Annotated in this window: 1 protein-coding gene; it reads right to left on the reverse strand. The window is 38.2% G+C overall.

Annotation, left to right across the window (positions count from 1 at the left end):
- The coding region (locus tag FE392_RS22475; RefSeq protein WP_319931906.1) for a hypothetical protein at positions 1-219 on the reverse strand (219 nt) is incomplete at its 3' end.
- Positions 220-238: the final 19 nt, after the last annotated feature.

The raw sequence follows: 238 nt of genomic DNA on the forward strand, positions 1-238 counted from the left end.
CATTTGATTAATAATTTGTCCAATCACTTCATTACCTTCAATTGAATGTTGCTCCATACCTTCAGAAGCAACCGCAACTTGTTTCGCAGCCCCAGTTATTTCTTCTACCTTATCTTCCATTCCATGCACAATTCCTAAACATTGTTGTACTGAAGTTTTTTGAGACTGTGCCCCTACTCTTAAACCTTCAATAGAACTTGCAATCTCTTGAACTGCCATACTGTTTTCCTCTGTACTC

This window comes from Xenorhabdus santafensis, from assembly GCF_033949405.1.
Classification (GTDB): Bacteria; Pseudomonadota; Gammaproteobacteria; order Enterobacterales; family Enterobacteriaceae; genus Xenorhabdus; species Xenorhabdus santafensis.